This window comes from Nocardia wallacei, assembly GCF_029869545.1.
Lineage (GTDB): Bacteria > Actinomycetota > Actinomycetes > Mycobacteriales > Mycobacteriaceae > Nocardia > Nocardia wallacei_A.
In genome coordinates this window covers 1-9,350 of record NZ_JARWQD010000389.1, presented here as the reverse complement: position 1 = coordinate 9,350, position 9,350 = coordinate 1, and the positions used below count along the sequence as shown (strand labels likewise).

The 9,350-nt window shown below is 71.0% G+C and carries 9 protein-coding genes; 3 read left to right on the top strand and 6 right to left on the bottom strand.

Annotated elements, in window-relative coordinates; all coding sequences use genetic code 11:
* Positions 1-1,007: PEP/pyruvate-binding domain-containing protein (locus QH290_RS36840; RefSeq protein ID WP_280388038.1), on the bottom strand; the 1,007-nt coding region annotated here is incomplete at its 3' end.
* Between the two features lie 204 nt (positions 1,008-1,211).
* Between QH290_RS36840 and QH290_RS36835 the strand changes: the two genes are divergently transcribed.
* On the top strand, positions 1,212-1,526 hold the full coding sequence (locus tag QH290_RS36835) for a hypothetical protein (protein ID WP_280269759.1): 315 nt from the start codon (positions 1,212-1,214) through the stop codon (positions 1,524-1,526).
* Between the two features lie 89 nt (positions 1,527-1,615).
* Entirely contained in the window at positions 1,616-3,259 is a 1,644-nt protein-coding gene (locus tag QH290_RS36830) for an AMP-binding protein (protein WP_280388036.1), read from the top strand.
* Here the strand turns inward: QH290_RS36830 and QH290_RS36825 are convergent.
* Positions 3,256-3,591: a cupin domain-containing protein gene (locus QH290_RS36825; RefSeq protein WP_280269757.1), complete on the bottom strand. Its 336-nt coding sequence runs from the start codon at positions 3,589-3,591 to the stop codon at positions 3,256-3,258. The two genes, QH290_RS36830 and QH290_RS36825, sit on opposite strands and share 4 nt — an antisense overlap.
* Before the next feature lie 71 nt (positions 3,592-3,662).
* Between QH290_RS36825 and QH290_RS36820 the strand changes: the two genes are divergently transcribed.
* Positions 3,663-4,598: a GlxA family transcriptional regulator gene (locus QH290_RS36820; protein WP_280388034.1), complete on the top strand. Its 936-nt coding sequence runs from the start codon at positions 3,663-3,665 to the stop codon at positions 4,596-4,598.
* A gap of 155 nt (positions 4,599-4,753) precedes the next feature.
* Here the strand turns inward: QH290_RS36820 and QH290_RS36815 are convergent, their stop codons facing one another.
* The 4 genes from QH290_RS36815 to QH290_RS36800 form a co-directional block, all read right to left on the bottom strand.
* Positions 4,754-5,938 carry an MFS transporter gene (locus tag QH290_RS36815; protein WP_280388032.1) on the bottom strand — a complete coding sequence of 395 codons (1,185 nt, stop codon included), beginning with the start codon at positions 5,936-5,938 and terminating at the stop codon, positions 4,754-4,756.
* A gap of 99 nt (positions 5,939-6,037) precedes the next feature.
* Positions 6,038-6,856, bottom strand: coding sequence for an SDR family NAD(P)-dependent oxidoreductase (locus QH290_RS36810; protein WP_280269754.1), 819 nt, complete (start codon positions 6,854-6,856; stop codon positions 6,038-6,040).
* A 13-nt stretch (positions 6,857-6,869) separates the two neighbouring features.
* Positions 6,870-7,601, bottom strand: coding sequence for a glucose 1-dehydrogenase (locus QH290_RS36805; protein ID WP_280388030.1), 732 nt, complete (start codon positions 7,599-7,601; stop codon positions 6,870-6,872).
* A 2-nt stretch (positions 7,602-7,603) separates the two neighbouring features.
* The gene (locus QH290_RS36800; RefSeq protein ID WP_280388028.1) at positions 7,604-9,268 is read right to left on the bottom strand and encodes an FAD-binding protein; all 1,665 of its coding nucleotides are present in this window, start codon (positions 9,266-9,268) and stop codon (positions 7,604-7,606) included.
* Between the last annotated feature and the right edge of the window lie 82 nt (positions 9,269-9,350).

Sequence of the window (9,350 nt, the reverse complement as noted above, 5' to 3'; positions counted from 1 at the left end):
CGGGGCCCGGGGCGGGGCGGGGTCCCCCCCCCCCCCCCCCCCCCTCGCCGCCCGCGCCCCCCCCGGCCGGGGGGGGGGCCCGTGCGCGCCCCCGGCGACTGCAGCAGCCACAGCGTGCCCGATTCGACGGTGAACTCGATGTCCTGAATATCGCGGCCGTCTCGTTCGAGCAGCTCGGCCGCGGCGAGCAGCCGCCCGTGGACCTCGGCCTGGGTACCGGCGAGTTCGTCCAGCGGCCGCGGCGTGATGCGGCCCGACACCACGTCCTCGCCCTGCCCACCGGACAGCCATTCGCCGTAGGCCGGGCCGTCGCCGGTATTGGGGTTGCGGCTGAACAGGACCCCGGTGCCGGAGCGTTCGTCCAGATTGCCGAACACCATGGCCTGCACCGTCACCGCGGTGCCGAGCGTGTGGGGAATACCGCGGTTGGCCCGATACGCCTCGGCCCGTGGGGAATCCCACGACCGGAACACCGCGACGATCGCCGCCCGCAACTGCTGCCACGGATCGTGCGGCACCGCGCCGTTGGGATCACCGAGCACGGTCTCGCGATACTGCGCCAGGAATCGTTCGTGAGTATCGTTGGCGTAGGCGGGATTTCGAGTCTCGACCGCCAGCGCCTGCGCAACATCGGTATTGATGCCGAGATTGAGGACGGTGTCCATCATGCCCGGCATGCTGACCGCCGCGCCCGACCGCACCGACACCAGCAGGGGTTTGCGCACCGAGCCGAAGGTGCGGCCGGTGCCGTGTTCCAGCTCCGCGATGCCGCTGCCGACCGCGCGCCACAGCGTGTCCGCGAGTTCCCCGCGCGCGGTGAAGTCCGCCCAGGCGTCGGTGGTCAGGACGAACGCGGGCGGCACCGGCAGGCCCAAGGCACGCATGTGGTTGATGCTCCATGCCTTGCCGCCGATCCGTTCTCGCGACAACGCGCACGTGCCGTCGAGCCCGACGACGGTGGCGGCGGTGTTCTCGCGTCGATGGGCGAGCTCGGTTCCCGCGCTCATGGCACTCCTTCGCTGTCGTGGAATCTGCCCGGCATCCGCCGCCGCCGGGTATACGACGAGAGTGCCGCCCGCCCGGCCGTCGGCCGTAGCCGACGTCCCGCTCAGCAGGATGGACGCGAGCTCGCCGGATAGGTATCCACGGCGGCCGACGAGGGCTATTGTCGGCATCAGGGTCGGAGCAACGACCGCAGAGGAGCGAGGACCATGCGGCGAGCGATCAACCGAATTCTGCTGGGCCTGTGTGCCGCCGGACTGGCGAGCGTGGCGTTCGCCGGACCGGCTGCCGCGTATCCGGTCGGCCCGTGGGGCGTCGAAGGACCGTGCAAGGGGCTGGCGCCGAACCAGTGCCCGTTCAGCCCCTCCGACGACGGCCTGACCTGGTCCTACCGCGGCGTCGGCTGGAATTACGACAAGTACGGCGACTTCGTCTGCGCCTCCGACCAGTTCTGGTGCGGGCCGCTGATGGTGGTCGTCCGGGCGCTGCCTCCGACTCCGTTCGGCGCCTGGCTGCCCGGCTGAGTCCGGCGCCGGGCTCCGCGATCCCGCTGATCGGGACTCACCGTGTGAATGGCACGGTGGGCGGTCCGGCGTGCGGCAGCATGGGGTTCATGGACCGGCCGGAAGCGGTGTCGACCGGCGATGAGGCGGCCCCGATCGACGCGCAGACGATTCCCGGACTGCTCGCGGATCGGGCGCGGCGATATCCGGCCGCCGACGCTCTCGCCGGGCCGGACGGCCGGATGACCTACGCCGAGCTGCATCGCGCGGCGCTCGACGTCACCCGCGCGGCCATGGCGGTCGGCGTACACCCCGGCGATCGGATGGCGATCTGGGCGCCCAACAGCGCGCGGTGGATCGTCACGGCGCTCGGACTGCTGGGCGCGGGGGCCGTGCTGGTGCCGATCGGCACCCGGCTGCGCGGGCCGGAGGCGGCCGAGATCCTGGCGCGGACCCGATGCCGGATGCTGTTCACGGTGCGTGGATTCCTGGGGACCGACTATCCCCGCATGCTCGCCGAAACCGATTGCCCACCAACAGGTCTCGAATCACTGGTGCTGCTGTCCGACGGTGCTCCCGGAGGTCTCGGCACGTCGCCGGGTCCGCTCGTGCCGTGGTCGGCCTTCATCGACAACGGGCGCGGCACGACGCGGGCGGACGCCATCGACCGCGCGGCCTCGGTGCCACCCGACGCGATCAGCGACATCCTGTTCACCTCGGGCACCACCGGGGCACCCAAGGGCGTGCTGACGACGCATCGCCGGACCCTCGCCGTCTTCGACCGCTGGGCAACGGTGGTCACCTTGCGCCGAGGCGACCGATACCTGCTGGTCAATCCGTTCTCGCATACCTTCGGCTACAAGGCCGGAATCGTCGCCTGCCTGCTGCGCGCGGCCACCATGGTGCCCGTCGACCGTTTCGATCCGGCACGGGTCGCGCGGCTGATCGACAGCGAGCGCATCTCCGTTCTCGCCGGTCCGCCAACGCTTTTCGCCGATCTGGTCGAGACCGGGCGGCGGTGGCCGACCGTGCGGCTGGCCGGGACCGGCGGGGCCGCGATCCCCGCCGCGCTGCTCGAGCGCCTGCGCCGCGACCTGGGAATCCCGCACGTGTTCACCGCGTACGGGCTCACCGAATCGGTGGGCGTGGTGGCCGTCTGCCCGCCGGACGCGCCCGCCGAACTGGTCGCCGCCACGGTCGGAAAACGCCTGCCGGACTCGGAGATTCGCATCCTGGACCCGCACGGAGACCCGGTGCCGCCCGGCACGGCGGGCGAGATCGTCGTCCGCGGGCCGAACGTCATGCACGGCTACCTCGACGATCCGCGGGCCACCGCCGCGGCGATCGACCCCGCGGGCTGGTTGCACACCGGCGATATCGGCGTCCTGGACGAGAGCGGGTACCTGAGCGTCACCGACCGCCTCGGGGATATGTTCATCGTCGGCGGCTTCAACGCCTACCCCGCCGAGATCGAGCGAATCCTGCTGGGGCATCCCGATATTCGCGATGCCGCCGTCGTGGGAGTGCCCGACCCCCGGCTCGGCGAGGTGGGCGTCGCGTTCGTCGTACCCGCCGATCCCGCGCGCGCCGACGCCACCGCGATCCTCGACTGGGCCCGCGGCCGCATGGCCGGATACAAGATCCCGCGCCGGATCCGGTTCGTCGACGCCCTCCCCCGCAATATCGGCGGAAAGGTCCGCAAGAACGAATTGCGTTCCCTGGCAGCGGGTTGCGAGGGAGCGGCCGACCTCTAGCCCTCCGGGTAGAAGACGAACAGGGTGCAGCCGGTCGTGGTCGCGGGCACATGCCAGGACCCGGCCGGAGCGTGCAGGAATGTCCCCGGCGGGTAGTCGCGCGCACCGTCGTTGAACGTGCCCGCGACCACGTAGACCTCCTCGGGGCCGGGCTCGTGGACGTCGCGCCGCGGCCACGACGTGCCCGGATCCATCTCCAGCACATTGGCGTGCGCTCCGGACGATCCCTTCCACAGGGGCCGCACCCGGATTCCGGGGAAGATCTCGCGGACGGGAGCATCGGTGACGGCGACGGACGTGTAGCCCTCCTGGGCAAGGATTTCAGGGTGCATACCTGTCACGCTGCCGCACGCGACGACACCCGGACAGTGTCATGAAAGACGTCATGGGGTACTTTTCTGCCATGCATCGCGTGGTGGCTCTGGTGCGGCCGGTGCAGTCGACGTTCGAGCTCGGCTGCGCCGTCGAGGTCTTCGGCACCGAGCGGGCCGGGGTGCCCCGGCACTACGAGTTCGAGGTGTGCACGCAGACACCCGGCCCGGTGCCGACGTCGGCCGGGTACGCGATCTCGGTGTCGAAGGGCCTGTCGGCGCTCGCGTCGGCGGATACCGTGCTGATACCCGGTTGGACGCCGGTGGAGACGCCGCCGACGCCCCGGGTGCGCCGCGCGCTGCTGCGGGCCCATGCCCGCGGGGCACGGCTGGTCACGATCTGCTCGGGCGTGTTCGCGCTGGCCGCGACGGGACTGCTGGACGGCCGCTCCGCGACCACGCACTGGGCGCGCGCCGAACAACTGCAGCGCGAGTTCCCGCGGGTGCGGGTGCAGCCGGACCGGCTCTACGTCGACCACGGCGACGTCGCCACCAGCGCCGGAGCGGGCGCGGGCATCGATCTGTGCCTGCATCTGGTGCGGTCGGACCACGGCGCCGCGCACGCCGCGCTCCTCGCCCGGCACATGGTGATGCCACCGCACCGCGAGGGCGGCCAGGTCCAGTACGCGCCGCCCGCGCCGCCCGCCGACGCGCTGGACGGACTCCTCGACTGGGCGGGCGAGCGCCTGGCGACGCCGCTGTCGGTGGACGATCTCGCCGCCCATCTCAACGTCTCGTCCCGCACCCTGGCCCGCCGCTTCGCCGATCAGCTCGGCACCAGTCCCGGCGCCTGGCTGCTCTCGCGCCGCATCGCCGAGGCCCGCACCCTCCTGGAGCAGACGGACCTCCCCGTCGACGCCATCGCCACCCGCGTCGGCCTCACCTCGGCGGTCAACCTGCGCCGCCGATTCCGCTCCCAGGTGGGCACGACTCCCGGCGCCTACCGCCGAGCGTTCCGCACCTCGTGACGCGCCGACTACCCGGAACATATTGCCGGACAGCCCATCTCGAGTTTCGGGACAACGCTAGGGGCGCCCGGCGAGCCCGTCGAGAACGATCCGCAGGTTGCGGCTCCACTGGTCGCTCTCGGCCGCGAGTCCGAAGCCATTCGGAACGCCGCCGCTCACCGCGCGGGATTGCGGGCGGCACCCACGACGACGATGGTCAGCACCGCCAGCGCACCGGCGCACACCATCACCGCGGCGGTCGATGACGCGTCGACGATGCGGCCGCCGACGAATGCGCCCGTCGCGAGCATCGCCTGGAAGGAGGCGGTGAACAGCACTGCGGCGGCTTCGGGAGCGTGCGGTGCCGAGCGGGCGAACCAGGTCTGCGAACAGGCCGGGACGGTGCCGTAGGCCACGCCCCACACGATCAGGAGCACGAGCGCACCCACGGGCCAGCGGCCGATCACCGGCAGCAGCAGCGTCGCCACCGCGATCGCACCGGCGCTGACGGCGAGGGTGCCCCGCAGGCTGCGCGCCAGCGTGCGACCGGCCGCCAAGGATCCGGCCACCCCGGCCACGCCGTAGACGAGCAGGAACCCCCCGACCGTGCCCTCGCCCACCCCTGCGCCATCGCGCAGGAACGGCGCGAGGTAGGTGTAGGCCGCGAAATGCGCGATCACGACGAGCGCGGTCACGACCAGTCCCGTCCGCGTGCCCTGCCCGCGCAACAGCCCGAAAAGCACACCGGCACTGGTCATCCGAAGCGCGGGCAGCCGCGGCAGCGTGCACCGCACCGCGATCGCGCCCACGACCGACAACCCGCACAGCACCGCGAACGGCAGGCGCCACCCGAACGCCTGGCCCAACTGCGTGCCCAGCGGCACGCCCAGCACGGATCCGACGGGAACGGCGGCGAAGAAGATCGCGGTTGCCGCCGGTACCGAGCCGGGCGGCACCAGCCGCGGCGACAATCCGGCGCCGATCGACCAATAGCCGCCGATCACGAGTCCGACCAGCGCCCGCCCCACCAGCACCAGCCAGAATGTGGGCGCCAGCACGCAGAGCAGGTTCGCGAGCGCCAGGACCAGCAGGAACACCACCAGCATGCGGCGGCGGTCCAGGCGCCGGGTGGCGATGGTCGCGAGCGGCGCGCTCACCAGAGCCGTCAGGCCCGGCAGGGTCAGCAGCAGCCCGCCGACGCCGAACGAGACGGCGTAGTCCGCGACGATCGGATTCAGCAGTCCGACCGGCAGGATCTCGCTGGTGACGATGAGGAAGATGCCCAGCGACAGGCAGCACACGCCCGCCCAGCGCGGCGGCGAAAGTTGTTCTTGCCGTGGGCTTTCGAGGGTGACGGACACGGTGTCCCTTCCGGTTGTCTGGATTCGTCTGCGCGGCGCCGACATCCAGTACACCGACCGCTCGCGGCCGGGTCCGGCGGGTTTCGGTCGTCAATCGATCTAGGACAGTTCCTTCCTCATCTGCGCGGTGAGCAGTGTCTGGTAGCCGGAGCCGAAGACCCTCGGCAACCAATCCATCACCCGCGCATCCGTCCCGACGAGGATCTTCGCCTTGTTCTTGCGGATCCCGGCCAGGATCACCTGCGCCGCCCGCTCCGGACTGGTCTTGGCCAGCCGGTCGAAGTTGGCCGCCAGCGCGTCGCGGTCACGGTCTCCGCCCGCGCGGGCCTTCCAGGCGATGCCGGTCTTGATCATCCCCGGGTGCACCGAGCTGACACCCACGCGATGCCCGGCGATCTTCATCTCCTGCCGCAGCGCGTCGGTGAAGCCGCGCATGGCGAACTTCGTTGCACTGTAGGCGCTTTGACTCGGGCACGCGGCGAGCCCGAACATGCTGGAGACATTCGCGATATGCCCGTCCCCGGAGGCGATCACGTGCGGGAGGAACGCCTTGGTCCCGTGCATCACGCCCCAGAAGTTGATGTCGACGATCCACCGGAAATCCTCCCAGCTCAGCTCCTCGACATCGGCCGTCAGCGAGACGCCCGCGTTGTTCACCACCAGATCGACCCGGTCGAAGTCGGCGACCACCTCCTCCGCGTGCCGGTACACCGCGGCGCGGTCGGTCACGTCGAGTCGATAGGCGCGGGCGCGGGCACCCTCCTTCTCGCACAGCGCGGCGGTCTCGGCCACGTTGTCGAGATTGCGGCCCGACAGCGCGAGCCGGGCACCGCGCCGCGCCAGCTCCAGCGCCAGCGCCCGGCCGATCCCCGCGCCCGCGCCGGTGATCACGGCGGTCCTGTCCTGAAATGTCTGCACGGGAATGTCCTTCTCACTGGGTGGTGAAGCCGCCGTCGGCGACGAATTCGGAGCCCGTGCTGTAGCCGGACTCGTCGGAAATCAGGAACAGCACGAGATTCGCCAGCTCCTCCGGGGTTCCGGCGCGCGGCAGCGGCTGATCGTGGAACATCGAGTTCGACCGCGCCGAATCGGCGGTCATCTCGGTGGCCACCACGCCCGGATGGACCGAATTGACCCGAATCCCCCAGGGGCCGAACTCTTGTGCCGCGGCCTTGGTCATGCCCCGCACGGCCCATTTCGACGCCACGTAGCCGAGGATGTTGGTGAAGGAGATGATGCCGCCGATCGAGGAGATATTGACGATCGAGCCGCCGCCCGCCCGGCGCATCGAGGGCACAACGGATTTCATGCCGAGGAACACGCCGACCTGATTGACGTCGATCACCCGCCGATAGTCGGCCTCGGACAGGGCTGCGATCGGATCGACGTGCACGATCCCGGCATTGTTGACCAGCCCCGACACCGGGCCGAACGCCGCCTCCGCATGTGCCACGACATCGAGCCAGGCGGCCTCGTCGGTGACATCGTGCGGCAGGAACGATGCCGCCGAACCCAGCTCCGCCGCAACGGCTTTGCCCTCCTCGGCCAACACGTCGGTCAGCACGACCGAGGCGCCCTCCGCCACCAGCCTGCGCGCGAACGCCGCACCCATCCCCCGCGCGCCGCCGGTCACCAGGACCGTCCTGCCGTCGACCCTGCCCATGATCACTCCTCGCTCTCGTCGGTCGTCGCCGCGCCCGCAAGATGGGTCGCGGCGATGTAGCCGAAGGTCATGGCGGGACCGATGGTGGCGCCCGCACCGGCGTAGTCGTTGCCCATCACCGCGGCCGAATTATTGCCTGCCGCATACAGTCCCGCGATGGGGCGGCCGTTGTCGTCGAGTACCCGCGCGTGTTCGTCGGTGACCAGCCCGCCCTTGGTGCCGAGGTCGCCGGGGACCATCTCCACCGCGTAGAACGGACCGCGCTCGAGCGGGGCCAGGCACGGATTCGGGCGCACCGTCGGATCGCCGTAGTAGCGGTCGTAGGCGGAATCGCCGCGGCCGAAATCCTCGTCGCGGCCGCCGCGCGCGAAGCCGTTGAACCGCTCCACCGTGGCGGCCAGCGTCGCGGGCGCCATGCCGAGCTGCGCGGCCAGGTCCGCCAGCGTATCGGCCTGTTTGATGATTCCGGCATCGAGGTACTTCTGCGGGATCGGCCGCCGGGGGAAGGTGCCCAGGAACAGGTACCGGTCGCGGAAGCGCTGGTCCATGAGGAAATACGCCGGGATGTGCCCCACCCCGGTGGCGTGCTGCTCGTACATGCGGTGCACCACGTTCACATACGGCGCCGATTCGTTGACGAACCGCTCACCGGCGTGGTTGACCATGATGCCGCCCGGCTGCGCCCGCTCGGCCAGGCAGAAGAACGGCGGCCCGTCCGGATTGCGCACCGACGGCCCCCACCAGGCGTCGTCCATGAGATCGACTGCGCCCCCGGCCTTCTGGCCCGCCGCGATCCCCTCGCCGACGTTGTCGGTGGCGCCGACGGTCCACTCCGTGGACTGCGGACCGGACAGATACCGCCTGCGCATGTCGAGGTTGTGCTCGAAGCCACCCGCCCCCAGCACGACACCGCGGCGGGCGCGGATGAGCACCGGGGCCCCTTGATGTTCCGCGCGTACTCCGGCCACGGCGTCGCCCTCCACGACCAGCTCGGTCAGCGGGGTCTCGAGCCACACCGGCACCCCGGCATCGCGCAGCGACAGCCACAGTCGCGCCGCCAGGGCCTTGCCCAGGCTCAGCGGCAGCCGCCCGCGCAGCTTGTTCACCACCGCCCGCGCGCCCACGTTCACCGCGGTGCGCTTGCCCGACCAGGTGCGCGCGATCATGTTCAGATCGTGAAAATCACTGACCGTGAACGCGATTCCCTTCGGACCGGCCATGGTCGGCTGATTGATCTTGTGCAGGTCGCCGCCCAGCAGCCGTCCGTCGATCGGCGCCGGTTCGATGCTGCGCCCCTGGGCGAGACCACCCGGGAACTCCGGGTGGTAGTCGGAATAGCCGCGATCGTAGACGAAGTCCCAATACCGGCTGCGGGCACCGAGATAGCGCATCATCTCGGGTCCCTGCTCCAGGAACGCACGCTGCTTCGACTCCGGAACACGGTCGCCCACAACGGCTTTCAGATAGGTGCGCGCAAGCTCCGGGCTGTCGGGAACGCCCGCCGCCCGCAGCACCGGATTGTTGGGGATCCAGATGCCGCCGCCCGATCGCGCCGTGGACCCGCCGAAACTGCGGCTCTTCTCGATCAGCGTCACCGACAACCCGCGGTAGGCGGCGGTCAGGGGGGGGGGGGGGCCCCCCCCCCCGGCGGCCGCCCCCCCCCCCAAGGAATAGGATTAAGTTGTGATTACGGCGGGTTAGGGGGCGGGGGGGGGCCCCCCCCCCCCCCCCCCCGGCGCGCCCCGGAGT